Source organism: Vibrio litoralis DSM 17657 (assembly GCF_000426765.1).
GTDB classification, from domain to species: Bacteria; Pseudomonadota; Gammaproteobacteria; order Enterobacterales; family Vibrionaceae; genus Vibrio; species Vibrio litoralis.
Window position 1 is genome coordinate 422,347 of the sequence record NZ_KE384566.1, and the last position, 26,406, is coordinate 448,752.

The window sequence follows — 26,406 nt, forward strand, 5'->3', positions numbered from 1 at the left end:
GATATGAAATCACCACCTTGGAATGACTAAGGTGGTTTTAGGAGAAACGCCCGTGAGATTGTGTGATAGGGATATAAAGAAGTATTTAGCTGAAGGCAAGATTGCCATGTCTCCAGCGCCATCAGAAGAAAGTATTAGTGGTTTGACAGTAGACGTTCGCTTGGGACATCAGTTCAGAGTATTTAACGATCACAGTGCACCATATATCGACTTGTCTGGTAAGAAATCGGATGTTACGGCTCAACTTGAAAAAGTAATGAGCGATGAAATTGAAATTTCCGATGATGAAGAGTTTTACTTGCACCCCGGGCAACTTGCTTTAGCGGTAACCTATGAGTCGGTTGATTTACCTGCCAATATCGTTGGCTGGTTAGATGGTCGTTCTTCATTAGCTCGTTTAGGTTTGATGGTACATGTTACGGCGCACCGTATTGATCCAGGTTGGTCTGGTCGAATCGTTCTAGAGTTCTATAACTCAGGGCGCTTACCATTAGCTCTGAAGCCAATGATGCCGATTGGTGCATTGAGCTTTGAAGTGTTATCTGGTGATGCAGAAAAGCCTTATAACAAGCGTGATAATGCCAAATATAAGAATCAACAAGGTGCGGTCGCAAGCCGCATTAACGAAGATTAAGAGATTAAAAAGGGCTTATGGAAAGCCCTTTTTTTATGGTTTTGTCAGTGCTTTCTTACTGATTTTACTTTATCTAAACGAATGATAGTTTGTTATACTAACGATTAAAAATATGTATATTTGTTTTGAAAAGGATCTCCATGAAAAAAATACTTCTATTCCTTTCTGTACCCATTGCCGCGGTGTTAATTGCCATTCTCGCACTGGTCATTTTCGTTAACCCCAATCAATTTAAGCCGCTTATTATCGAGCAAGCTAAGGCTCAAACTGGCTTTGACTTGGTCATTGACGGTGATATTTCTTGGAGTTTCTTTCCGCATCTCGGTTTTTCTATTGGCAAGACCCAAGTATTAAATTCTGCCGAAGGCTTTAAGCAAGCACAAGTGGTTAAGTTTGATGAGGCGGCTTTGGATGTTTCTGTACTGCCATTGCTTGAAAAGCGACTTAATATTGGCAACGTTACGTTAAACGGCGCTGATATTTTTATTCAGAAGCTAAAAGATGGTCGTTCAAATCTTGATATTGTTAAGCAATCTGCTGAAGACAAAGCCACTCAAACACCCCCAAGTAGTGATGCGACTAATGAACCAACCGAAAGTGTAAACCCTGCTAGTGAAAGTCCATGGGAAATCAGTCTTGAAGGCATTACGGTTAACAATGCCAAACTGGTGATGTTAGATGCAGCGAATAATTCAGACCTAACTTTATCCGATGTGAACTTCGCTTTATCACAGTTTAGTTTCGATGAGTGGAGCAATGCTGAATTTGATATTACGGGCAAACAAAATCAACAAACGTTTGCCGTAAAAGGAAAGACCGAGTTTAAAGTTTCACAAGACTTAGCGGATTACCAATTACGTGGCACAGATGTAGAAGCGCAATTTAAAGATCCTTCTACTGACATTAAAAAAGCTCGTTTCACCCTAGATTCGTTTCAATTTAACTCAGTCAGCAAAATGGCACTGACTGTTAACGGAACGGCATCTGGTATGAATATCGACATTAATCAGTCAGCGTCGATTATGCTTGATAAAGCGATGACGGAGCTTAAAGTTCAGAATATGAATGTCACCGGAAAGGTTGATGGTAAATCGTTGCCAGTTAGCCCTATTTCGATTGATATGAATTCTGATATTCGCTTTGACTTAGCAAAACAATATCTAGACGTTGCATTGAAAAAGCTATCGGTGAATGAGCTTAACTTTGATGGTTCTACGCAGGTGAGTTTAGCGCCAAGCATTCCTAAAATAGTGTTCGATATTCACAGTCCTGAAATCAACGTTGATGCGCTACTTAAGCAAATGGAGCAAGCTGCCCCTGAAAAATCAGAGACAACAGCAAAAGCCTCTACTTCTAAAAACTCGAGCAACACTAATACTTCTGCATCCCAAGTAGAACCTGATCTTAGTGCGACACGTACATTAGATGTCACTGGTAAGATTACCATTGATAAGCTAACAGCAAATAATGCCAAAATGCAAAATGTGCAAACGCAGTTTAAAGTGAATCGTGGTGTGATTGATTTACAAAAATTTGCGGCTAATTTGTATCAAGGGTCAGTGAGTGCTAATGCTAAAATTGATGCTCGTAAAGATGTTGCCACTTATACGGTGCACAAAGAAATCAAAGGTGTTCAAGTTCAACCATTGTTGAAAGATGTGGCACAAATGGACTTTGTTTCTGGTACCGGCAATATCACTGCAGATATAAAAGGTAAGAGTTTAATTGTCGATAAAGCGAAGCAAAATTTAGCCGGTGTAGTGAAGATTAACTTTGCTGATGGTTCGTTTTATGGTGTCAATGTTGCCCATGAGATTCGTTCTGTACAAGCTTTGTTTAAAGGCAAGAAAGCAGAGGAAACAAAGGTTAAGAAAACCGACTTCAGTGCTGTAACAGCAACGATCAACTTGTCAAAAGGGGTTATGACGACCAATAACTTAACGGCTCAATCGCCACTATTAAGAATTCTAGGTAGTGGACAGGCGAACTACGTTAATGAGACGGTTGATTTTCTGGTTAAAACATCAGTGGTAGGTACCTTGAAAGGTCAAGGTGGTAAAGATACTGACGAGCTAAAAGATATTACTCTTCCTATTAGTATTAAAGGCACATGGGCGGCACCTAAAATTCGTCCTGACTTGAATGCTGCATTAGATGAGCAGACCAAGCAGAAAGCTCAAGCTGAGATAGACCGAGCCAAAGAAAAAGCTCAAAAAGAGGTCGATCGTGGCCTTGATAAATTACTAGGTGATGACGACTCTAAACAAAAAGATGATGTCAAAAAGGCCGCGGGTGATTTATTAAATGGTTTGTTCAAGTAGAATTAACTTTAAGCTCTAAATAACAATGCCACTTCAGTTGTGAAGTGGCATTTTTGTATGGGTTTAATCTTAGGTGCGGTTATTTAATGCGGTTTTCTAATATTGGTAGAGGGCGATTACCAATCAATACCTTTACGTGCTTTGACTCCGGCTTCGAAGGCATGTTTAACATTTCGTACTTCCGAAACTGTGTCGGCGAGCTCTATTAAGTTACGGTGAGCCGCACGGCCGGTGAGAATAACTGATTGCTCTTTAGGTCGATTTTCGATGGTTTGAATAAGCTCGTCTAGGTCGATATAACCATAGGTGACCATATAGGTGATCTCATCGAGCAGCACGACATCTATGCTTTCATCTTGCAGTATTTTTTTGCACTCTTGCCATACTTGCTGAGCGGCTTGAGTATCTTTCTGTTTATCTTGAGTTTCCCAGGTAAATCCAGTTGCCATCACATGAAAAGAGACGCCTAGCTTTTCTAATAGATTCTTTTCACCATTATCCCATGTGCCTTTAATAAACTGAGCAACAGCGCATTGCTGACCATGCCCAACGGCTCTTGCAACGGTACCGAAACCCGATGTGGTTTTACCTTTACCATTGCCAGTGATAACCACGACTAAGCCTTTCTCCTGTTTAGCGGCTTCAATACGTTGGTCTACTTGTTGTTTGATTTTTTGCTGGCGTTGTTGGTGCTTATCTTGTTTGTGATCAGACATTATATCGGTCCATGAATGGGAGAGTATGAGTGGATAGTAGCGAATTTATAACAGAGAAAAAACCACAGGTTGAGAGGGGATAACGGAACGTGTGGAAAACCAAAAAAAGCCCAACACAATGGTTGGGCTAATGGAAGTTCATATCGCGAATTAGTCCGCGAGTAGATCATCAATCACTTTATAGGTTGGATCTTCTTTAACATTAATTTCAATTAGGCTGCCAGATTTATCCAGTAGAGTCTTACAATCTTGACTTAAGTGGCGTAAATGAAGGGTTTTGCCTAAACGAGTGTAACGCTCTGCTACGGTTTCAATTGCTTCGATAGCGGAATGGTCAACCACGCGAGACTGGCCAAAATCGATAATCACATCTTGAGGATCGTCATGAGCGTTGAAGAGCTCAGTAAAGTTAGCAGCAGAACCAAAGAAGATAGGACCGTTAATTTGGTAAACTTTCGAGCCTTCTTCATTGATGCTTGTCACCGCATTGATATGTTTTGCATGTTGCCAAGCGAACATTAATGCTGAAACCACAACACCTACACCAACCGCAACCGCTAAGTCTGTCAACACAGTTACGATAGTCACAAGAATAATCACGAAGAAATCTTGCTTAGGCACTCGGCGAGCCAGCTTGAAGGTAGCCCATTCAAATGTCCCAATTACCACCATGAACATTACGCCAACTAATGCTGCTAATGGGATCATTTCAATCCAAGTAGCGGTAAATAAGATAAAGCAAAGTAGGGCAACTGCGGCGGTAATACCAGATAAACGACCACGGCCGCCTGAGTTTATGTTGATCATAGATTGACCAATCATGGCACAACCACCCATCGCACCAAAGACTGAACAGGTTAAGTTACCAAAACCTTGACCAATACATTCACGGTTACCTTTACCACGAGTGTTAGTCATTTCATCGACGACCGTTAACGTTAGTAGTGATTCAATTAAGCCAATGGCCGCGATGATCAATGCATATGGGAAAACAATTTTTAGTGTTTCGAAATTAAACGGTACGCTTGGTAGAGCGAATGTTGGCAGTTCACCCGCGAGTGTTGCATTCATATCACCAGACATAGTGCGTAAGAAGTCAACCACAGTACGAGTATCTAAGTTGAATATTTGTGTTAAAGCGGTGACAGCAACAATCGCCACTAGAGAAGAAGGGATGGCGGTTGTTAATTTTGGTAAGAAGTAAATAATTGCCATGGTTAAGGCGACTAAGCCCAGCATGATCATCATTTGTCCTTGTGGCAACCAGGTCATTATTCCGTTGATGTCTGGTGCTTTAAATTGACCAAGTTGAGCCATGAAGATCACGATAGCTAAACCATTCACAAAGCCAATCATCACCGGATGAGGGACGATTCGAATAAACTTACCCAGTTTTAATAAACCGGCAGTAATTTGCAGTACACCGACTAATAATATGGCCGCAAATAGGTACTGAATACCATGTACGGCAACTAAGCTCACCATTACAACAGCAGTAGCCCCCGTTGCACCAGAAATCATGCCAGGGCGGCCACCGAAGATAGAGGTGACTAGACCCATAATAAAGGCGGCATATAAGCCAACCATTGGGTCGACACCTGCGACAAAGGCAAAGGCAACAGCCTCGGGTACTAATGCTAGTGCTACAGTTAGGCCTGATAACACATCATTTTTTAGAGATTGACTAGATATTTGGGGAAACATGCTTACTCAGTTAAAGGTTATAAAATAAGGGCTCTAGTCATGAATGAAAAATGATACTAATGTCGCCCTAATGGGAACAAAAGGTACAAGTGAAAGGTATTCATGATTGAGAGTACGAATAAATTGTTGGCGAATGTTACAGAATGGTGGAATTTTCTGCAACAGGTTATCTATTGCTAATCGTTGAGATAAAAAAAGCAAGACCACTATCTCTAGTGATCTTGCTTGATAACTTAACGATTAATGTTGTTTAGCTTAGTCGTTAAGCGTTTTTGACATTTCAGAACTCGCATGCCCAGTTTCTGATTGGCTGCCAGCCGCTTTACCTGTGAATGTAGATTCACGGAAAGGAGCCGCAATAATGGTGATGTTATTTAACTCACCAGTACCAGAAGCTTTCGCCATTGGTGCGCTGACATGAGATTTTGCTTTAGCTGCTTTCACTTTGACAGATTTTGGTGTCTTAGCTTGCTGTGCTTTTGGCGTATTCTCAACAACAAGGTTATCTTGTTGTTCCGCTTTAACTTCAGCGGTAGCTTCAATTGCAGGCGCTTCAGTTACCGTAGGTGTTACTGGAGCCATTTTTACCACTGGTGCTGGCTCTGCTTTCACAGGTTGCTGCGTGGTTGCTGCTTCAGTAGTCGTAGTGGTTTCTGTTAACGCTTTGCTTAGGATAACAATTTTACCCATCGACATTTCAGGGAAAGCGTAAGCGCCAGTAGGAATTGATGTTTCTACTGCTGGTTGTGCTTGTTCTTCTTTTTGTTTAGGTTTTTCAGCTACGTATTGTGGCCATACTTTACCCATTGCCATTTCAGGTGATGCAACACCACCTGCACGTAGGCGATATGGATTAGGGCGACGGTCACGTGTACGACGACGGCGTTGGCCGCTAGCACGAAGATGACGAGGTGAACGACGGTTACGACGTTGCTGGCCTTCTTCTTTATCTGTTGCTTCCGGCTTGGCAGCGACTTCCGCTTGATCTGCTTTTGCTAGATCTTGAACGTTCGCTTCTTCTGCAACTTGCTCGTTAACACGTACTTTCTTCTTCATCTGACGACGTTGGCGACGTTGCTTAACTTGAGTCGTTTTCTCTTCAGCAGAGGTCGTTTTTGCTTGAGCTTCAGCGGCAATTTTCTGACCTTGCTCTACAACCTTAGTTGCATTTTTAGCTGGCTTCTTGTCTTGCTTTGGCTTGCGCTTCTTATCGTTACGAACGTCATTTTGAGGTGCTGCTGGTTCTGCTACTTTATCAGCAGTATCGTTAGTACGTGGCTTACGGCGTTTGTTACGTTGATCATTATTGCGTTCATTACGGTCACGGTTATTACGGCGACGGTTATTATCACGTTGATCGTTACTTGTACGGTTCTGCTGAGCTGGTTTCGCTTCTTCAGTCGCTTTCTCTTCTTTTGGCTCATCACCACTAAATAAGAAATTACCAATGGCTTTAAACAAACCACCTAAGCCACCTGACTTAGCTTTCGCTTGGGTCTCTGCTTTAGGCGCAGGCGTTGGTGCGGCAGTCGGAGTTGGTGCCGGAGCGCTTGATGGTGCAAAACCTTTCAATACTGGCTCTTCAATACGGCGAGGTTTCATATCAGCTAAAGCAGGTTCTTCTGCTTCTTTAAATGCTTCAATTCGCTTAGGCATTAAGTACGATAAAATCTGATGTTCTTCACCATCGCGTAGGCGAACCACTTCAAAGTGAGGGGTTTCCATATCAGCGTTTGGTACAACAATGATGTTGACTTCTTGATGCTTCTCGATGTGCTGGATTGATTTGCGCTTTTCATTGAGTAAGTAAGACGCGATAGGTACAGGTACAACTGCAAGCACCTGTGAGCTGTTATCTTTTAGGGCTTCTTCTTCAATCAAACGAAGCACAGATAATGCTAATGATTCATTATCACGAACCACACCAGTACCAGTACAACGAGGGCAAATATGATGGCTCGCTTCCGCTAGTGATGGGCTCAAGCGCTGGCGTGACATTTCTAATAGACCAAAGCGTGAGATACGACCAATTTGTACGCGTGCACGATCCATTCTTACTGCTTCGCGCATGCGAGTTTCAACTTCACGTTGGTGACGAACTGGCGTCATATCAATGAAGTCGATAACCACTAGCCCACCTAGGTCACGTAAACGTAATTGACGTGCAATTTCATCTGCGGCTTCTAGGTTGGTGTTTAATGCGGTTTCTTCAATATCACCACCTTTCGTTGCACGAGCGGAGTTGATATCAATAGACGTTAATGCTTCAGTTGGATCGATAACAATTGAACCACCAGAAGGTAGACGAACCTCGCGTTGGAATGCAGATTCAATCTGGCTTTCAATTTGGTAGTGGCTAAATAGAGGAACATCACCATCGTATTTTTTAATGCGTGATACGAAATCAGGACGCACCAATTGGATATGCGCTTTAGCACGTTCATAGATGGTATTGCTATCAATCAGAATTTCACCGATATCACGACGTAAATAGTCACGAATAGCACGAACGATAACATTACTTTCTTGGTGAATTAAGAAAGGTGCTGCTTCGCTGTCAGAGGCTTCTTTAATCGCAGACCAATGTTTTAATAGGATATTTAAATCCCACTCAAGCTCTTCTGCGCTCTTACCTACACCCGCAGTACGAACAATTAAGCCCATACCTTGTGGTAGCTCAAGAGTACTTAATGCTGCTTTAAGTTGAGTACGTTCATCACCTTCAATGCGACGAGAAATACCGCCAGCACGAGGGTTATTTGGCATTAATACTAAGTAGCTACCCGCAAGAGAGATAAAAGTCGTTAACGCTGCGCCTTTTTGACCGCGTTCTTCTTTTTCTACTTGAACAATAACCTCTTGGCCTTCTTTCAGAACTTCTTTAATGTTCGGACGGCCTTGATAGGTGTAACCTGCAGGGAAGTAATCGCGGGCAATTTCTTTAAGAGGGAGGAAACCGTGTCGGTCAGCACCATAGTCTACAAATGCAGCTTCTAAACTTGGTTCTACTCGAGTGATACGGCCTTTATAAATATTAGCTTTTTTAGATTCATGGCCAGGACTTTCGATATCTAAATCAAACAGTTTTTGACCATCAACTAATGCGACGCGCAACTCTTCTTTTTGAGTTGCGTTGATCAACATTCTTTTCATTTTTAAAATTCTCGTTGTTTTTCTTCGTGATAATTGCTTATCGCTTTATGTCGTATCAAAGGTGCCAGATCCCATGACTTTGGCTTCAACCTCACGGCTGTATAGGGGATGCTCTAGGGCACAATAGCCACCAAACATTCATACCTTTCTTATTTGAAGTTATGCCACAAAATTTTGTGTTAGAACTTCAATTACTTTGGGTAGAACGCGAATGCTTGGTCCGAATTCAAGTCGGTATTACTTCTGCATTGATAACGTGAGTAGGCGATAAGTTGGTCTTCGTCAGCTGTGTCTTACGCCTAATGCAGCACATACGTTCGAAGCTTCTACTCATTAATTACAATGGATGACATTAAATTTGCATAGAAAATGTTCAATACAACCATTGCAGCTGTGAACTATAGCAGCGCCAAGAAATATCAGCAATCAGCTTTACGTCAAAGTGCGTAAATAAATAGGAAAACCTGTGGTTAACTCGGAGGTGAGTGATATTACATCCATATTATTAATAACATTAATTTCTTTAAGAACATGTTGTTAGTTTGATTTTTGTTTTAATTTTGTACGGTTGTGAGCGAAAAGTGACTGTGGGGGATAAAATGGAGATAATAATTTTCAGAATCTTATGCCTCTGGGCGATGTTTGAGTGTTAGAATAGCCGGATGAATGATATTAAAACAGAAGTGAAATTTGTCGATATTGACGCTGATATGGCGGGCCAACGAATCGACAATTTTTTGCGTAATCAATTAAAACAAATCCCTAAAAGCATGGTTTATCGAATCTTGCGTAAGGGAGAAGTGCGCGTAAATAAAAAACGCGTAAAAGCGGAATATAAATTACAAGCCGGCGACATCGTTCGTATTCCTCCGGTACGCATTTCGGCAGAAGAAGATGCCGCGTCCGTGAGTACCAAATTAGATAAAGTCTCTGAGTTAGAACATTGCATCATTTTCGAAGATGACAGCATGTTGATTTTAAATAAACCATCAGGGACGGCGGTTCATGGTGGCAGCGGTTTAAAGTTTGGCGCAATAGAAGCATTACGAGCATTGCGTCCACAAGCTCGCTTTCTTGAATTGGTTCACCGTATCGACCGTGATACTTCTGGGATCTTATTGGTTGCTAAAAAGCGCTCGGCATTGCGTCATTTACAAGCACAATTTCGCGAGAAGACCGTTCAGAAGTATTATTTTGCTTTAGTGATGGGGGAGTGGAAGTCGAGCTGTAAAGTGGTTAAGGCCCCGCTGCTCAAAAATGAAGTGAATAGCATTGTTCGAGTTAATCCAAATGGTAAGCCGTCAGAAACTCGCTATAAGATATTAGAAAAGTTTAATCAAGCGACATTAGTCCAAGCTAGCCCGATTACGGGTAGAACACACCAAATCCGTGTTCATTGTCAGTATGTCGGCCATCCGATTGCTTGGGATGACCGTTATGGTGACCGCCGCTTTGATGCTTATACAGGGCAAGTCGGGCTGAATCGTTTATTCCTTCATGCTGCCAATATTAAATTTACGCATCCGGCAACGGAAGAGACTATGGATATTTCAGCGCCAATGGAAGCCAAACTCGAAAAAGCACTAGCAGGTTTAAGATCGAAATAACGGATTATTTAAAGGCTATTTAGATAAAACCTGAATGCCTTGCTTGTCCAGCATATCGATTAAGATAATAAGCGGTAAGCCTATTAGTGAATTAGGATCTTTACCTTCTAAGCGTTCGAATAAAGCAATACCGAGTCCTTCACTTTTGAAACTGCCAGCGCAATAGAAAGGTTGCTCGGTATCGACATAGTATTCAATCTGGGGTTGAGATAGCGTTCTGAAGTGAACTTTGAATTCATCTAACGTGACATCACAGCATCCTGTTTCGCTGTTAAAAACTGCGAGGCCAGTATAAAACGTGATGACTTGGCCACTCGCTTGAGTCAACTGTTGAATGGCATTGTCCCGAGTAAGGGGTTTGCCAATAATGGCGTTATTAATAACGCAAACTTGATCCGAGCCAATAATGATTTGTTTGCCTTGCTTTTCTCGTGCGCATGATTGGGCTTTCATTTTGGCTAAACGCAGTACCAATTCGGTTGCGCTTTCACCAGTCAGTGGCGTTTCATCACAGTTAGGTTCACGGATTTCAAATTCGATAGCAAGTTTATCAAGTAATTGTTTTCGATAAGGAGATGTGGAAGCTAAAATTAGTTTTGGCGACATAAGTGGGGCTCTTAAAGCTTAATTTATTAATTCATATACACCTAAGTAACTTCAAGGTGCCAATTTACGTGTCTTACATTACTTGGGTATACTAAAACAAATCACGCTATGCGTCATGTTGAACGGTGCATAGAACAGGGAAAAGGAAAGAGTAAGTTTTTTGCCTTTTCCTTTGACTAAATTCATTTTGGAGGATAATATTCGCGCCCTATGCAAAAGGTAAAAATACCGCGTACAGTTGACCCAGCAAAATCTGCTCAAAAACGCTTAGACTATCAAGGTATAGTTCAAGTTAGTTTAATGAAGCGCATTGCCGAGTTGACTGAAGGCGTCAAACGCGACGCAGAAGTATCATTGTCCTTTGAGTTGGATGAACAACGATTAGTCGTTATCTCTGGTAAAGCTAACGTCGAAGTCGATTTAGAATGTCAACGCTGTAATGAGATATTCGCGCATTTGTGCGAAGTTGAATTCACTTGTACCCCTGTTTACAGTGAGAAAAGTGAACAAGACGCACCGGAAGAGTACGATTTGGTAGATCTGAACGAGTACGGTGAGTTGGATCTGATTAAGTTAGTGGAAGACGAGTTCATTCTAGAATTACCTCAAATTGCGATGCATGACGAATCTGAATGTAGCGTACAATCAAACAATATGGTGTTTGGCGATCTCCCAGAAGAAGTTTTGGAAGAAAAACCGAATCCATTTGACGTTTTAAAAAATTTAAAGCGCTAGTGCTATAAAGCATTAGAGTTTAAAAACGAAGGAGTAGGGTCATGGCCGTACAAAAGAGCAAAAAATCACGTTCAATGCGTGGCATGCGTCGTTCACACGATGCGCTAACGACTAGTGCATTATCTGTAGACGCAACTTCAGGTGAAACTCACCTACGTCACAACGTGACTGCTGACGGTTACTACCGTGGCAAAAAGGTTATCAACAAGTAAGGTTGACCTTTGCAAACTATTACCGTTGCACTTGATGCAATGGGCGGGGATTTCGGTCCTCGCGTAACAGTGCCTGCCGCCGTGCAGGCATTGTCACATTTCCCAGAGCTGAAAGTTATCTTGGTCGGTGATCGTGAACAAATCACGAAAGAACTGACACATCTCGGATTTACTCCGACCCCTCGTCTCATCATTAAACATAGTGAGAGAGATATTTCTAATGATGAAAAGCCGTCTTTAGCATTACGCAATAGTTCCGGAACATCGATGCGAATAGCGCTCGATCACGTGGCAGATGGCATGGCCGATGCTTGCGTTAGTGGTGGAAATACCGGCGCTTTAATGGCTTTGTCAAAATTCCGTCTTAAATTATTACCCGGAATAGAACGTCCAGCCCTTGTTAGTGCATTACCAACTGTATCCGGTAAAAAAACCTGGATGCTTGATCTGGGTGCCAATATATCGGTTGATGCGGATACTTTATTCCAGTTTGCCGTGATGGGCAGCGCGTTAGCTGAAGTGCATATCCCACATCCGCCTAGAGTGGCGATTTTGAATGTTGGCGAAGAAGAAATAAAAGGCAATGATTTGGTTAAACGTTGCTCAGAATTACTCAGCCAAACAAAAGAAATCAATTATTCTGGCTATATTGAAGGAAATCAGCTTTTTTATGATGTCGCAGATGTGATAGTTTGTGATGGATTTGTCGGAAATGTGTGTTTAAAAACCTGTGAAGGGGTTGCACATTTATTCCATCAAAAATTAAAGAGTTATTTTACTTCTTCAACAATTAAGGGCTGGATCGCTCGAAAATTGTTCTCTCATTTATTTAATGAGCTAAAAACACTGAACCCCGACCAGTATAATGGTGCAAGTTTGCTAGGATTGCGCGGCATTGTTATCAAAAGCCATGGGCAAGCTGATACATCTGCTATGATCAATGCAATTGGTGAAGCAGTGTATGAAGTCAAACAGCAAGTCCCAAGCCGTATAAGCGATCGCTTAGAAGCGGTTTTACTCGAGAGGCATTATTAGTCTTCATGAATAGCAAAATTTTAGGAACAGGTAGTTACCTACCGACTCAAGTGCGTACCAACGCCGATTTAGAAAAAATGGTTGATACTAGTGATGAGTGGATTGTAACTCGTACCGGTATTCGTGAACGCCGTATTTCTGCTCCAGATGAATCCGTTGCTGATATGGCCTATCACGCCTCAGTCAATGCGATTGAAATGGCTGGGATTGATAAGCACGATATTGACCTAATCATTGTCGCGACCACCAGTGGTAGCCATAAATTCCCATCATCAGCTTGCCAGGTTCAAGCGGCACTAGGTATCAAAGGCTGTCCTGCTTTTGATGTGGCAGCGGCTTGCTCTGGTTTTGTGTATGCATTATCGATTGCTGATCAGCACATTAAAACGGGAATGGCGAAAAATGTTCTGGTTATCGGTGCGGATGCGTTATCGAAAATGTGTGATCCTGAAGATCGCTCAACTATTATTTTGTTTGGTGATGCCGCAGGTGCCGTAGTACTTGGTGCCAGCGAAGAGCCTGGCATTATTTCAACCCATTTGCACGCGGATGGTCGCTTTGGTGAGCTTTTAAGTTTAGAAGAAGCCAAACGCGGTGAAAATATTGATGCTTGGCTGCATATGGCAGGCAACGAAGTATTTAAAGTGGCAGTGACCCAACTATCTAAGTTAGTGAAAGATACACTAGCAGCTAATGAGATGGCGAAAACAGAACTGGATTGGTTAGTTCCGCATCAAGCGAATTTACGCATTATCTCGGCAACCGCTAAGAAGCTTGCCATGTCACTTGATCAAGTGGTGGTAACGTTAGACCGTCATGGTAATACCTCTGCCGCTACAGTTCCAACTGCATTAGATGAAGCGGTTCGCGATGGTCGAATTCAACGTGGTCATATTCTGTTATTAGAAGCGTTTGGTGGTGGTTTCACATGGGGCTCTGCGCTCGTTCGATTCTAATTGTTAGGTTTATCTGCATGATAGGTAAGCTAGATTTTAATTTTAAGGAAATTTTCTATGAGTAAGTTTGCGGTTGTATTTCCAGGGCAGGGCTCTCAAACTGTTGGCATGCTAGCGGAACTTGGCGAGCAATATGAAGTTGTAAAAACAACGTTTGCCGAAGCATCAGAAGCGCTTGGTTATGATTTATGGGCCTTGGTTCAAAATGGTCCTGTAGAAGATTTAAATGAAACGCACCGTACTCAGCCTGCATTATTAGCTGCCTCTGTAGCGATCTGGCGTGTATGGCAAGAAGTGGGTGGTGAACAACCTGAAATGGTAGCAGGCCACAGCTTAGGTGAATATTCTGCATTAGTGTGCGCGGGCGTTATCGACTTTAAACAAGCAATTAAGTTAGTTGCGCTACGTGGTGAACTTATGCAGCAAGCGGTTCCTGCTGGCGTTGGTGCAATGTTTGCGATTATTGGTTTAGATGATGCAGCGATTGCTAAAGCATGTGAAGAAGCAGCGCAAGGCGAAGTAGTATCACCAGTAAACTTTAACTCTCCAGGTCAAGTCGTAATTGCAGGCAATAAAGCGGCAGTAGAACGTGCTGGTGAGCTTTGTAAGGCAGCAGGTGCTAAGCGTGCATTGCCTTTACCTGTTTCTGTACCTTCACACTGCGCACTGATGAAACCAGCTGCGGATAAACTTGCTGAAGCACTAGCGGATATCGAATTTAACGCACCGATCGTACCTGTAATTAATAACGTAGATGTGATTGCAGAAACGGATCCTGCCAAGATTAAAGATGCGCTTGTTCGTCAATTATATAGCCCAGTTCGTTGGACTGAAGGCGTCGTTGTTATGCATGATCAAGGCGTAGAAAACTTATTAGAGTTTGGACCAGGTAAAGTATTAACTGGTTTGACTAAACGAATTGTAAAAGCCTTGAGCGCACAAGCTGTGAATGATCCAGCTTCTCTTGATGCCGCTCGCGGTTAATACTGATGGCATGGTCTTGAGCTATGCCTAGGTATCACATTTTCAGTCATAAAGAGGATTTATAATGAATCTTGAAGGTAAAATTGCACTAGTTACTGGTGCCAGTCGTGGTATTGGTCGTTCGATTGCTGAGCTATTAGTTGAGCGTGGCGCGACTGTTGTAGGTACAGCAACAAGCGAATCTGGTGCACAAGCGATTAGTGACTACCTTGGAAATAATGGTAAAGGTTTAGCCTTGAATGTAACCGACTCAGATTCTGTTGCGGCGACCATCAAAACCATTAATGAAGAATTCGGTGGAATTGACATTTTAGTGAATAATGCGGGTATTACTCGTGATAACTTGTTGATGCGTATGAAAGATGACGAATGGCAAGATATCATGGATACTAACCTAACATCGATTTTCCGTTTGTCTAAAGCGGTTCTTCGAGGCATGATGAAGAAACGTCATGGTCGTATTGTTAACGTGGGCTCTGTAGTGGGTACCATGGGCAATGCAGGTCAAGCAAACTACGCAGCAGCGAAAGCTGGCGTAATTGGTTTCACAAAATCAATGGCTCGTGAAGTTGCTTCTCGCGGCGTAACGGTAAATACTGTTGCTCCAGGTTTTATCGAAACAGATATGACAAAAGCACTGAATGATGACCAACGTGCTGCTACACTATCACAAGTGCCAGCAGGTCGATTAGGTGATCCGCGTGAAATTGCATCAGCAGTTGCCTTTTTAGCTTCTGACGATGCCGCCTATATTACTGGCGAAACACTGCATGTGAATGGTGGTATGTACATGGTCTAAATCTGTTTGAGTGTTTTAAAATCACTCATATGCATGATTTAGGTCAAAAATGTACCAAGTTTCAGTGAAAAACATGAAATTTGTGGTTTGACCAGCAAGGTCAGCCTTGCAACTTTTCAAAGTTTGAATAAACTACGGCTAACATCGCATTTAAGCGAACTCTCTGTAATAGGAAAAGAAAAATGAGCAACATCGAAGAACGCGTAAGAAAAATCATTGTTGAACAACTAGGTGTAGATGAAGCAGAAGTGAAAAACGAAGCTTCTTTCGTTGATGATCTAGGTGCTGACTCTCTAGACACAGTAGAGCTAGTAATGGCTTTAGAAGAGGAATTCGACACTGAAATTCCTGACGAAGAAGCTGAAAAAATTACTACTGTTCAAGCTGCAATCGACTACGTAAACAGCGCACAGTAATAACACCCCCAGGCGGTCTCCCAGGCCGCCTGAGTTTTATCTTATATCATCTATCCTTACATACTCTCAGTATTATTAATCTCCGGAGAAAAAATCGTGTCCAAGCGTCGTGTAGTTGTTACAGGCATGGGGATGTTGTCACCGGTAGGCAACACAGTTGAATCCTCTTGGAAAGCCCTTTTAGAAGGTCAAAGTGGTATCGTGAATATCGAGCACTTTGATACAACCAATTTTCCCACTCGTTTTGCAGGCTTAGTGAAAGACTTTGATTGCGAAGAGTACATGCCCAAGAAAGAAGCTCGCAAAATGGATTTATTTATCCAGTACGGTATTGCTGCGGGTATCCAAGCGTTTAATGACTCAGGCATTGAAGTCACCGAAGAAAATGCCACACGCATCGGTGTCGCTATTGGCTCTGGTATTGGTGGTATTGGTCTGATCGAAGAAGCGGCACATACGCTTCGAGATCGTGGCCCACGTCGTATGAGTCCATTTTTTGTGCCTTCAACCATTGTGAATATGATTGCAGGTCATTTATCTATCATGAAAGGCTTACGTGGACCAAACATCGCTATTTCAACAGCATGTACTACTGGTTTGCATAATATCGGCCATGCGGCTCGTATGATTGCTTACGGTGATGCTGATGTGATGCTTGCGGGTGGTGCTGAAAAAGCGTCGACTCCGCTTGCGATGAGTGGTTTTGCTGCAGCAAAAGCATTATCAAGCCGCAATGATGATCCGCATCTAGCTTCTCGACCATGGGATAAAGATCGTGATGGCTTTGTATTAGGGGATGGTGCTGGCATGATGATGGTAGAAGAGTACGAACACGCCAAAGCGCGTGGTGCAAAAATCTACTGTGAGATTGTTGGATTTGGTATGAGTGGCGATGCTTACCATATGACGTCTCCTAGTGCTGATGGCTCAGGCGGCGCATTAGCAATGGAAGCGGCTATTCGTGATGCCGGCATTACTGGTGATCAAATTGGTTACGTCAACGCGCACGGCACATCAACGCCAGCTGGCGATGTAGCAGAAACCTTAGGCATCAAGCGTGCATTAGGTGAAGAAGCAGCGAAGAAAGTACTGGTATCATCAACTAAGTCAATGACGGGTCACTTACTTGGGGCGGCAGGTTCAGTTGAATCGATCATTACAGCGTTAACTTTGGTCGATCAAATTGTTCCACCAACCATTAACCTAGATAACCCTGATGAAGGTTGTGATCTGGATTATGTACCGAATAAAGCTCGTAAAGTTGAGAACATGGAATACGCTCTATGTAACTCATTTGGCTTCGGTGGCACCAATGGTTCGTTAATCTTCAAACGTATCTAGTTAAAATAGCTGAATAAGCCATTTTATAAAGCGGTTTAATGTTATAGCATTAAACCGCTTTTTTTTTGCTATGATGCAGCCAATAAACGGGAATAGGATCACTATGTTTTTTATAAATGGAAAACAACAGCAAAGCATATCTATTACAGACCGTTCATTTCAATATGGAGATGGCTGCTTCACGACCATTTTGGTGAAATATGGTCAACCATTATTACTTCATGATCATAAAGAGCGTATTGATTTAACTTGTCAGAAACTTTTTATGTCGCCTCCAGAATGGAATCAAGTGGAGGAGTGGATTGAAGCGGCTATTAATGCCTCAGGTCATCAAACACTTGCGTTAAGTGGGCTTAAAATCCATGTGAGTCGTGGAAGTGGCGGAAGAGGTTATAGCCCAAAAGGCGCAAGTTCTACGCAAGTCGTGGTACAGACCTTCGCTTATCCTGAACATTACTCAATTTGGCAATCTGAGGGAATAAAAGTAGGCGTGAGTGACACTCGTTTAGGGGTCAATCCTCAGCTTGCTGGGCTTAAACATAATAATCGCTTAGAGCAAGTGCTGATTAAGAAAGAAATCGATGATGGCGGCCATGATGACAATATCGTGCTTGATATTGATGGGAACGTTATCGAAACGAGTGCCGCCAATTTGTTTTGGTTAGCCAGTAATCAGCTTTATACACCAGAGTTAATAAAAAATGGTGTGCTAGGTATAAAGCGAAAGCAAGTATGTGAATATGCAGAGCAGCAAAAAATGACAGTGAATATTAGCGATTACACATTAGACGATGTGCTTAGCGCAGATGAAGTGTTCATTACCAATGCATTACATTGTGTCGTTCCAATCATTCAAATCAATAAGAAAGAATTTAATATTGGCGCAGTCACACGCGCTATTCAGGAGAAAATGAACCCGTGATTAAAAAATTAGCCATAGTATTGCTTTTAGTCGTAGCGGCATCGGTAGCAGTGATGTTTTATGCTAAGTCAGAAGTTACTCGCTATGTAGAGCAGCCATTAAATATTGAATCTGAGCAGCTGGTTACTATCGAGAACGGTAAAACGCTAAAAAGTGCATTGTGGATGATGGAGCAACAAGGTTGGATCACCGGCAATACCTTTGCCCGTTTGTTGCCACATTTATACCCTGAAGTGGTTCATATCCGTGCAGGGACCTATCAAATTAACCCTGGTGAAACTTTGCAACAGGCTTTAATGACAATGGTGACCGGTGAAGAATTTCAATTTACCATCACATTTATTGAAGGGAGTCGTTTCAGCGAGTGGCGTAGTCAGCTGGATATGGCGAAAGGTTTAGTACATAAAACCAAAGATCTAAGCGAAGCTGAGATTGCCAAAGTACTGGGTGAAAGTCATCAAAAACTAGAAGGGCTGTTATTAGCGGAAACGTACCACTATACCGAAGGTATGTCGGATCTTGATATTCTGAAAAGGGCGCATCAATCACTTACTCGTGAGTTAGACGCTGCTTGGCAAACAAGACAAAAAAATCTACCGCTAGACACGCCGTACCAAGCGTTAATTTTGGCGTCCATTATTGAAAAAGAAACGGCAATCGAATCAGAGCGCCAACGTGTCGCGTCTGTTTTCGTGAATCGATTGAATAAAGGCATGCGATTACAAACCGATCCAACGGTGATTTACGGTATGGGCGATAAATATGACGGCAATATTCGTAAGAAAGATTTGTCGACCCCAACCTCTTATAACACTTATGTGATTAATGGTTTACCACCAACACCGATTGCCATGCCTGGTGTCGATTCTATACGAGCCGCGTTAAATCCAGAGCAGAGTCGCTACTTATACTTTGTAGCAAGTGGCAATGGTGGACATGTGTTCACTAAATCGTTAGCTGAGCATAATCGTGCCGTGCGTGATTATTTGAGAAATTTACGAGCAAATAAGAGTAACTAATGAAAAACGCGAAATTTATTGTAGTTGAAGGCTTAGAAGGCGCAGGAAAAAGCACCGCGATTAATGCTGTGCTGGAGTCGTTAAAGCAGAACTCAATCCTAGATGTCGTACAAACGCGTGAGCCGGGAGGTACAACATTAGCGGAAAAGTTACGCGCATTAGTGAAAGAAGAGCATGCGGGAGAAGAATTACACGATATCAGTGAGCTACTGATGATGTATGCGGCTCGAGTGCAACTAGTTGAAAACGTGATTAAACCAGCGCTTAATAATGGTCAATGGGTGCTTGGTGATCGCCATGATTTATCTTCTCAAGCGTATCAAGGCGGTGGTCGTCAAATTAGCCCTGAAATTATGAACAATCTAAAACAAACCGCGTTAGGTGATTTCAAACCAGATCTTACTTTATATTTGGATATAGATCCTAAAATCGGCTTGGAAAGGGCGCGGGGTAGAGGAGAGTTAGACCGAATTGAAAAAATGGATATTAGCTTTTTTGAACGAGTGCGTGCTCGCTATTTAGAAGCCGCGCAACAAGATCCTAGTATTATTACTATCAATGCCAATCAAACGATTGAGCAAGTGGCTAGCGATTTACGCCGTGCTCTACAAGTATGGTTTGATAATGGACAAGCGGTAGCATAATGGCTTTATATCCTTGGCTAGAGCCGCTGTGGAAACAATGGCAAGTAATGCTTTCTCAGCAAGCCACGCCACACGCTATGCTGTGTAGTGCTAATGCTGGTACCGGAATAGAAGAGCTCGTTAATCGCCTTGCGGCGGCTGTTGTATGTAAAAATGCACACGATGAGGCATGTGGTTTTTGTCATAGCTGTGAGTTAAGCCAAGGTGGTCACCATCCTGATATTCACTGGGTAACACCAGAGAAAGAAGGTAAAGGGATTAACGTTGAGCAAATTCGCGAGGCTAACCGTTACGCGATTGAATCATCGCAACTCGGTGGCAAACGAATCATCATTATTCAGCCAGCGGAAGCGATGAATGAATCGGCATCCAATGCTTTATTGAAAACATTGGAAACTCCGCCGGAACAATGTGTATTTGTGCTGCTGACTCAAGATAAACACAAATTGCTGCCGACCATTATTAGCCGTTGTCAGCATTGGCAACTTTCTAAAGTGGCAAAGCCTGTGCTGCTTGATTGGTTGGGATCTCAATTATCTAATGAGCAAAGGCCTGATTGGTTTAGCTTGAAGATGTATGCACAGTCACCACTAGATGCTTTGTCGTTTATCAAACAAGACAAACAGAAAGAGTGGGAGCAGTTACTTGATCTACTTTTAGCTGGAGTACAAAAGCGTTCATTTTCTTTATTTGAAGTGCAAAACTTTTTTAAGAATGAACCATTAGAGAAAGTGTCTTGGTTGCTGTATCTATTCAATGATCTACAAAAAGCCCATTTTGGTGTGGCGGATATTCCTCAACCTGCGGTATTTGGGCAACTTACGAATTGTATTTCGTATACTAGTGCCTATTCTCATTATCAACATCTGCAACAAATGCATCATTCATTAACGACTTCGAGCGGTTTGAACGCTGAGTTACTGATCGTAGATTGGTACCTCACTTTAGTTCAACCTTAAGCTTAAATAAAAACTCAAAGTTAAATCAAGACCTTATTTGCGAACCCTTATTTGTGAACTATGAAATCAGGAACTAGACTATGTTAGTTGATTCACACTGCCACCTCGATAAATTAAATTACAATGACTTACATGTAGATGTTGCGGATGTGGTAGCCAAAGCAAAGCAAGCGGGTGTTGAGCAAATGCTGAGTGTTGGTGTGACACTGGAAGCATTTCCTTCAATGCTGGCGATGATCGAACCGTTTAATAATATTCATGCATCGTGTGGCGTTCACCCGCTAGATTGCGAAAGTGACTTCGATCTTGAGACGTTTAAACAATATGCCAGCCATTCAAAAGTGGTGGCGGTCGGTGAGACCGGCTTGGATTTTTTCTATCAGCCTGAAAGCGCACAGCGACAAATGGAATTGTTTGAACAGCATGTAGCTGTTGCTAATGAATTAGATAAGCCATTGATAATCCATACGAGGAATGCTCGTGCTGAAACGCTAGATGTATTAAAAAATGGCCATGCTGAGCGCTGCGGTGGGGTGATCCACTGTTTTACTGAAGACTTGGCGTTTGCGAAAGCTGCCATCGAACTTGGGTTTTATATTTCTTTATCAGGGATTATTACCTTCAAGCAAGCCACAGAGCTACAAGACGTCGTAAAACAGTTACCTCTGGATAGGCTGCTTGTCGAAACCGACTCACCTTATCTAGCACCAGTTCCACATCGCGGTAAAGAAAACCAGCCAGCTTATGTATCAGAAGTGGCTGCATTTTTAGCTGAGCTGCAACAATGCGATGTTGATACTGTGGCGCAAGTGACGACGGATAATTTTAATCGATTGTTCTTGGAAGGTTAACTTTTAACTGTTTAGTAACAATTGTAAAGGTGACAAAAAAAGAAAATTCAGCTTGTTTTTTTTAGCCTATGAAATATATCCAACAGAAATCTCTGGCAAGATCAAATTTCTTTCACTAATTTGATGTTAAAGTCGTTATCAGATTGACAAGGAAAATGCTCGGAGCTAATGTGCGCCGACAATAATTATAAATTGTAAACGTTAGTAAAACAAAAATTCAAATCAAAGGAGTAGGGGTTATGAAGGCTTTTTTTAGTAAACTGTCGCAAGCATTAATGCTTCCGATAGCACTGCTTCCAGCGGCAGGTATTATGCTGGGTATCGGGGGGAGCTTCACCAACCAAAGCATGGTTGAGGCATACAATATTTCAATCCTGCAAGAAGGCACTATCCTCAATAACTTTTTACAAGTTATGACCGGTGCAGGTGACATCGTTTTCGGTAACTTGCCACTTTTATTTGCTCTTGCTATTGCCATTGGTTTTGCTCGTGCCGAAAAAGGTGCAGCAGCACTAGCCGCGACAATTTCATTCCTAGTTATGAACGTTTCAATCGCAAAAACTTTAGCGGTTGCGGGTATGGTTCATGACGGTAATGTTGTTCTTATGGGCACTGAATACGCTGGTATCCTAGGTAACATGCTAGGTATTACCAATACTCTAAATATGGGTGTATTTGGTGGTTTGATTGCTGGTGGTATCACTGTTCTTCTACATAACAAATACCATGACGTGCAGTTGCCAGATTACTTAGGCTTCTTTGCGGGTGCTCGTTTCGTACCAATTATTTCTGCATTCTCTGCATTATTCTACGGTATTGCGTTAGTATTTGTATGGCCATACATTGGTGCTTTATTTGGTTCTCTAGGTGCAGCACTAGGTTCACTATCTGCATCAGGTAATGGTTTTATTGCTTCTTTTGTATTCGGTATTATTGAGCGCTCACTGATCCCTGTTGGTCTTCACCACGTATTCTACTTACCGCTATGGCAAAGTGAAATCGGCGGTACAGCACAAATCGCTGGTCAATTAGTCAAAGGTACGCAGAACATCTTCTTTGCTTCTCTTGCAAATGGTGATTATTCGCAGTTCTCTGCAACTAACTTCATGACAGGTAAATTCCCATTCATGATGTTTGGTCTTCCAGCAGCAGCATACGCGATGTACACCGTTGCCGATGACGCTAATAAGAAAGCAGCGGGTGGTCTACTGTTCTCTGTTGCTCTAACGGCATTCTTGACAGGTATTACTGAACCAATTGAATTCACTTTCCTATTCTTGTCAGCACCTCTTTACTACTTCATCCACGTTCCACTAGCTGGTATTTCTTTTATGCTAATGGACTTGTTAAACGTGAAAGTGGGTATGACATTTAGCGGTGGTTTCATTGACTTTAGCTTGTTCGGTATGCTTCCTGGCCTAACTGGTACAGAAAATAACTGGTACTACATTCCAGTTGTTGGTGCTATCTATGCTCCAATCTACTTCTTCCTATTCCGTTGGTATATCGTGAAATTCGATATCAAAACACCAGGTCGTAAAGGTAGTGCAGTCGCAACAGTATCTAAGCAAGCTTACCGTGATGCAAAATCAGGTAAAGGTAGCGATGATGCTCAAGTAGATGCAATGATTGAAGCACTTGGTGGTGCGGATAATATTGTTGACGTTGATGCATGTATCACACGTCTTCGTATCACTGTTAAAGATGGTGACAAAGTAGAAGATAATGATCATTGGACACAAAAATTAGGCGCGAAAGGTCTAGTTAAAGTAGGTGGTACTGGTATTCAGGCTATCTATGGTGCTCAAGCAGCTGGTTATAAAGCGCAAATTAACTCAAAACTTGGCCGTTAATTGAATGAGCCTTAAGCATAAATATAAACGAGTGGGTTCTTTTGTTATCGATATGGCAATCGTACAAATGTTTGCCATGATAGCAAGAGACATCTACCTTGGGGTGTTAGCTTATGCATCACAAGGTTCAGGTGTTACCTTCTCGTTTAATGATGCGGTAGCTTTACCGGTATTGTTGATGATTATCGTTGGTGTGATGTTTGTTACTATCGGCGTGTACATGGGATATCATTGGCTCTGCTACCGTTTGCTTAAAAATTCATTCTCTCGGTATTTTTTGCGTCTATCGGTTGAATCTACATCAGATGAACCGATGACAGAATCTCGTTACTTAAAGCGTGAATTTCAAAAAATATATTTTAGTGTTGCCACGCTAGGTCTCTATGTTCTCTATAATGGAGCCCAGTTTCTAGCGCACAATCACCAACCATGGCACGATAAGAAGTTTTTGACTCAAGTAGTTGATTACTAATTATTGTAAAGACTATCGGTTATATACAAAGCCAGTTGGGTAACCTCAACTGGCTTTTTGTTTGCAAAAAATTGGCATATAACTGACGGTAAACTTATAGCAAATTGGAATGTGTATGGTTAAATCATTTGGTTAATGAATAAGATGATGTATTCATAATTTATGAGCCTCGGAGGGCCGATGAAATTACATATTATCAATAAACACTATTTTATAGCTGGATGTATTTTGATGGGGTTCAGTACATCTGTACTTGCTGATGAAGGGGTTAGGACCAATACTTCTGTACCGTCTTATACTAACAATTCAGATTATAAAGTGGGTTTTGGATTTGACCGAGGATTTAGCGTCGTAGGACAACTCTATAACAAAGTGAACTTATCACTTGGTGATGATGGTGTTGCTGCCGATTATATCTTCCTAACAGGAAAGTTTAATCAAAAACTGCCGTTTACTTGGTATGCTTCTGTCGGTGGTTTTTATGATTGGGATAATACTTGTCATAATGGCTGTGGAAATCCTCATCATGATTCTGACCATTACTTTAATGATTATGGGGTTCGCGTGCCATTCGGGTTAGATTGGAACTTTGCTAGCCGTTGGGATACTTACGTTCAATTAGCCCCTGTGATTAATGTGCCTGATGACTTTGATGTGGAATTTCAAGCCGCGATAGGGATTCGATACTCTTTATAATTCTGCTAATTAATAGTTAGCTGGATATATACGAGCATAAAAAAGCCCGCATCAGTTGCGGGCTTTTTATGTGTGATGTTAGTTATTGCCTTTATTCACTTTTCATCGCACGGCGGATGCACAAGGCTGCGCCACCCCATGTAATGCCAAGGCCAATAATCATCATAATAATTGCACCAGTCGTCATATTAAGCCTCTTTTGATTTTTTTAAGTTAACAATTATAGAGATAACTAGCATTAGTGCTAATAACCCCCAGCCTAGTGTTAATAGGTCTGACATGCTATAGCCGCCATAGCCATCAGTCAGGGTCGCAATAATTTTATTAGCAAGAATGATTGCAATAATGATTGGGCTTAAGAAACGGATACATAAGTCGAACCATACACCGATAGTTAGCTCTGATACTGCGTTAGCGTGTTTACGAATATCAGCGACTTTAAATAGCCAACCGACAAGCACTAATTCGATTAGACAACTACTTAACAGTGCAATGTTGTTGATGAAGTAATCGACTAAATCCAGTAGTAACAACCCACCATTGGTTGCGAACGCGAGTGATACTAGAAGACCTGTACCACACACAATACTTGCTGCTTTACGACGAGACCATTTTAGTTTGTCGATAAAGGCAGATGTTACCGATTCCATGATAGAAATGTGCGAACTGAAACCGGCGACGACTAATGCTAGGAAGAATAGTGGACCTAGAATGTATGGTGCTGGTAGTAAGTTAATCGCCGCTGGAATCGTCACAAAGGCCAAGCCAACACCCGCAGAAACAACTTCTGTTAGTGGTTTGCCTTGCTCTTGCGCCATGTAGCCTAATACTGAGAAGATTAAGACACCCGCTAGGATAGAGAAGCCACAGTTAATCAATACTGTCATTACGGCATTGTTACTGATGTCCGACTTTTCCGGTAAGTAACTTGAGTAAGCCAACATGATGGCAAAACCCACTGATAGCGTGAAGAACATTTGTCCGTATGCTGCAGACCAAACCGAAGGATCGGTTAAGCGGCTAAAATCAGGTTGGAACATGTAGTTCAGGCCATCAACCGCGCCAGGTAAGAAAACCATACGGCCAATCAAAGCAAGTACCATGATGAATAAGATAGGCATCATGACTTTGCCTGCACGTTCAATACCGCCTTTAACACCGCCGAATAGAGCGGCATAAGTGACAAGCCAACCGGCAATCATCGGAATTGCAATGTGCCATTGAATGCTACCTAGTTGGCTAGGAGAGTTATCGCCGCCTAGTTGTAGGTACTCACCAAAGAAGTAAGCATTTGGATCACTGCCCCAGCCTTGAGTGAAAGCTAGACCAACATAAGAGATCGCCCAACCGATGATCGCGATGTAGTACACACCGATCACCGCAGCAATCATTACTTGGAACCAACCAAGCCACTCAAATTTTGAATTAATTTTTGCCAATGTTCTCGGTGCTGAACCACGGAATTTATGGCCCATGGTGAATTCCATTATCATAAAAGGAATACCCGCGGTGAGCATGGCAAAAAGGTATGGAATAAAGAATGCGCCGCCACCGTTTTCATACGCCATGTATGGAAAACGCCAAATGTTACCTAATCCTATTGCCGATCCTACGGCCGCTAGAACAAACCCCGCTCGGGAGCCCCATTGTTCTCTTTTCATGTACAAATCCTCTGTAACTGCGTAAATGGATACTTAACAATTTAGAAACAGTTTTAATTTTTAGGTTTAAAACTCTGTATCACTTGTTACGTTCCAGATTATTATTCTGA

25 protein-coding genes are annotated in these 26,406 nt (G+C 42.2%); 19 read left to right on the forward strand and 6 right to left on the reverse strand.

Annotated features, from left to right (window positions below):
- Positions 1-52: 52 nt before the first annotated feature.
- Together dcd and K358_RS0112250 are read left to right on the forward strand one after the other, a co-directional pair.
- Positions 53-634 carry a dCTP deaminase gene (dcd, locus tag K358_RS0112245; protein ID WP_027697095.1) on the forward strand — a complete coding sequence of 194 codons (582 nt, stop codon included), beginning with the start codon at positions 53-55 and terminating at the stop codon, positions 632-634.
- A 140-nt stretch (positions 635-774) separates the two neighbouring features.
- The gene (locus K358_RS0112250; RefSeq protein WP_027697096.1) at positions 775-2,955 is read left to right on the forward strand and encodes an AsmA family protein; all 2,181 of its coding nucleotides are present in this window, start codon (positions 775-777) and stop codon (positions 2,953-2,955) included.
- Positions 2,956-3,071: 116 nt separating this feature from the next.
- Here the strand turns inward: K358_RS0112250 and cobO are convergent, their stop codons facing one another.
- The 3 genes from cobO to rne all read right to left on the reverse strand — a co-directional run bounded on the left by cobO (position 3,072) and on the right by rne (position 8,528).
- A complete protein-coding gene (gene cobO / locus K358_RS0112255; RefSeq protein WP_027697097.1) occupies positions 3,072-3,671 on the reverse strand; it encodes a cob(I)yrinic acid a,c-diamide adenosyltransferase in 600 nt (199 codons plus the stop codon).
- A gap of 150 nt (positions 3,672-3,821) precedes the next feature.
- Complete coding sequence (locus K358_RS0112260) at positions 3,822-5,375, reverse strand: SulP family inorganic anion transporter (protein ID WP_038150148.1); 1,554 nt, start codon at positions 5,373-5,375, stop codon at positions 3,822-3,824.
- A 255-nt stretch (positions 5,376-5,630) separates the two neighbouring features.
- Positions 5,631-8,528, reverse strand: coding sequence for a ribonuclease E (gene rne / locus K358_RS0112265; RefSeq protein WP_027697099.1), 2,898 nt, complete (start codon positions 8,526-8,528; stop codon positions 5,631-5,633).
- Between the two features lie 662 nt (positions 8,529-9,190).
- Here rne and rluC point away from each other — a divergent pair.
- Positions 9,191-10,135, forward strand: a complete 945-nt coding sequence (gene rluC, locus K358_RS0112270) for a 23S rRNA pseudouridine(955/2504/2580) synthase RluC (protein WP_027697100.1) — start codon at positions 9,191-9,193, stop codon at positions 10,133-10,135.
- A 15-nt stretch (positions 10,136-10,150) separates the two neighbouring features.
- Here the strand turns inward: rluC and K358_RS0112275 are convergent, their stop codons facing one another.
- Positions 10,151-10,741, reverse strand: coding sequence for a Maf family protein (locus tag K358_RS0112275; RefSeq protein ID WP_027697101.1), 591 nt, complete (start codon positions 10,739-10,741; stop codon positions 10,151-10,153).
- A 210-nt stretch (positions 10,742-10,951) separates the two neighbouring features.
- Here K358_RS0112275 and yceD point away from each other — a divergent pair, with 210 nt between their 5' ends.
- The 16 genes from yceD to K358_RS18470 all read left to right on the forward strand — a co-directional run bounded on the left by yceD (position 10,952) and on the right by K358_RS18470 (position 24,635).
- The gene (gene yceD, locus K358_RS0112280; protein WP_027697102.1) at positions 10,952-11,476 is read left to right on the forward strand and encodes a 23S rRNA accumulation protein YceD; all 525 of its coding nucleotides are present in this window, start codon (positions 10,952-10,954) and stop codon (positions 11,474-11,476) included.
- Positions 11,477-11,517: 41 nt separating this feature from the next.
- Positions 11,518-11,688 carry a 50S ribosomal protein L32 gene (gene rpmF, locus K358_RS0112285; RefSeq protein ID WP_017025198.1) on the forward strand — a complete coding sequence of 57 codons (171 nt, stop codon included), beginning with the start codon at positions 11,518-11,520 and terminating at the stop codon, positions 11,686-11,688.
- A 9-nt stretch (positions 11,689-11,697) separates the two neighbouring features.
- On the forward strand, positions 11,698-12,723 hold the full coding sequence (plsX, locus tag K358_RS0112290) for a phosphate acyltransferase PlsX (protein ID WP_027697103.1): 1,026 nt from the start codon (positions 11,698-11,700) through the stop codon (positions 12,721-12,723).
- 5 nt (positions 12,724-12,728) lie between these two features.
- Positions 12,729-13,679, forward strand: a complete 951-nt coding sequence (locus K358_RS0112295) for a beta-ketoacyl-ACP synthase III (protein ID WP_027697104.1) — start codon at positions 12,729-12,731, stop codon at positions 13,677-13,679.
- A 57-nt stretch (positions 13,680-13,736) separates the two neighbouring features.
- On the forward strand, positions 13,737-14,663 hold the full coding sequence (gene fabD / locus K358_RS0112300) for an ACP S-malonyltransferase (protein ID WP_027697105.1): 927 nt from the start codon (positions 13,737-13,739) through the stop codon (positions 14,661-14,663).
- A gap of 64 nt (positions 14,664-14,727) precedes the next feature.
- A complete protein-coding gene (gene fabG, locus K358_RS0112305) occupies positions 14,728-15,462 on the forward strand; it encodes a 3-oxoacyl-ACP reductase FabG (protein WP_027697106.1) in 735 nt (244 codons plus the stop codon).
- Between the two features lie 182 nt (positions 15,463-15,644).
- Complete coding sequence (acpP, locus tag K358_RS0112310) at positions 15,645-15,878, forward strand: acyl carrier protein (RefSeq protein WP_027697107.1); 234 nt, start codon at positions 15,645-15,647, stop codon at positions 15,876-15,878.
- A gap of 96 nt (positions 15,879-15,974) precedes the next feature.
- Entirely contained in the window at positions 15,975-17,219 is a 1,245-nt protein-coding gene (gene fabF, locus K358_RS0112315) for a beta-ketoacyl-ACP synthase II (RefSeq protein WP_027697108.1), read from the forward strand.
- 103 nt (positions 17,220-17,322) lie between these two features.
- Complete coding sequence (gene pabC, locus K358_RS0112320) at positions 17,323-18,141, forward strand: aminodeoxychorismate lyase (RefSeq protein WP_027697109.1); 819 nt, start codon at positions 17,323-17,325, stop codon at positions 18,139-18,141.
- Positions 18,138-19,160, forward strand: a complete 1,023-nt coding sequence (mltG, locus tag K358_RS0112325) for an endolytic transglycosylase MltG (protein ID WP_027697110.1) — start codon at positions 18,138-18,140, stop codon at positions 19,158-19,160. The genes pabC and mltG overlap by 4 nt, the downstream gene beginning before the upstream one ends.
- Positions 19,160-19,804 (forward strand): dTMP kinase, encoded by a 645-nt coding sequence (gene tmk, locus K358_RS0112330; RefSeq protein ID WP_027697111.1) that lies wholly within the window; start codon positions 19,160-19,162, stop codon positions 19,802-19,804. Before mltG ends, tmk begins: the two co-directional genes overlap by 1 nt.
- Complete coding sequence (gene holB, locus K358_RS0112335) at positions 19,804-20,763, forward strand: DNA polymerase III subunit delta' (protein ID WP_038150149.1); 960 nt, start codon at positions 19,804-19,806, stop codon at positions 20,761-20,763. Before tmk ends, holB begins: the two co-directional genes overlap by 1 nt.
- A gap of 80 nt (positions 20,764-20,843) precedes the next feature.
- Positions 20,844-21,614, forward strand: coding sequence for a TatD family hydrolase (locus tag K358_RS0112340; RefSeq protein ID WP_027697113.1), 771 nt, complete (start codon positions 20,844-20,846; stop codon positions 21,612-21,614).
- Positions 21,615-21,853: 239 nt separating this feature from the next.
- Positions 21,854-23,467, forward strand: coding sequence for a PTS transporter subunit EIIC (locus K358_RS0112345; protein WP_027697114.1), 1,614 nt, complete (start codon positions 21,854-21,856; stop codon positions 23,465-23,467).
- Positions 23,468-23,471: 4 nt separating this feature from the next.
- Positions 23,472-23,939, forward strand: a complete 468-nt coding sequence (locus tag K358_RS0112350; protein ID WP_027697115.1) for an RDD family protein — start codon at positions 23,472-23,474, stop codon at positions 23,937-23,939.
- A 180-nt stretch (positions 23,940-24,119) separates the two neighbouring features.
- Positions 24,120-24,635 (forward strand): hypothetical protein, encoded by a 516-nt coding sequence (locus K358_RS18470; RefSeq protein ID WP_051241300.1) that lies wholly within the window; start codon positions 24,120-24,122, stop codon positions 24,633-24,635.
- A gap of 91 nt (positions 24,636-24,726) precedes the next feature.
- Here K358_RS18470 and K358_RS19275 read toward each other — a convergent pair whose 3' ends face one another.
- Both K358_RS19275 and K358_RS0112365 read right to left on the reverse strand, forming a co-directional pair.
- Entirely contained in the window at positions 24,727-24,822 is a 96-nt protein-coding gene (locus K358_RS19275; RefSeq protein WP_156888727.1) for a MetS family NSS transporter small subunit, read from the reverse strand.
- A 1-nt stretch (position 24,823) separates the two neighbouring features.
- Positions 24,824-26,296, reverse strand: a complete 1,473-nt coding sequence (locus tag K358_RS0112365; protein ID WP_027697116.1) for a sodium-dependent transporter — start codon at positions 26,294-26,296, stop codon at positions 24,824-24,826.
- Positions 26,297-26,406: the final 110 nt, after the last annotated feature.